At 68.0% G+C, this 231-nt stretch carries 1 pseudogene; it reads right to left on the bottom strand.

The annotated features are described in order from the left end of the window. Nucleotides 1–231, bottom strand: a pseudogene (locus FVA95_RS30505) (hypothetical protein); the annotation flags it as partial.

The raw sequence follows: 231 nt of genomic DNA, 5'->3' as shown, positions 1-231 counted from the left end.
GGTCCAGGTCGATGTTGTACCGGGCTGCGTAGTAGGCCAGGGGGAACCCGGTGGTGAAGATGATCACAGCGGCGACGAGGATCCCGAGGATCGCGTTCACGGTGCCGTGTGCCATGCCGATGCTCGCGCCGATGGAGAAGTCCGCCAGATACGCGATGCCGCCCAGGGCGCTGGTGGCCACCACGCCCGGTCCCCACTGACGGTAGGAGCGGGGGGCGAACCGGAGGGTGT

This window comes from Pseudonocardia sp. EV170527-09 (assembly GCF_008369905.1).
GTDB lineage: Bacteria > Actinomycetota > Actinomycetes > Mycobacteriales > Pseudonocardiaceae > Pseudonocardia.
This window is presented reverse-complemented; position numbering and strand designations above follow the sequence as displayed.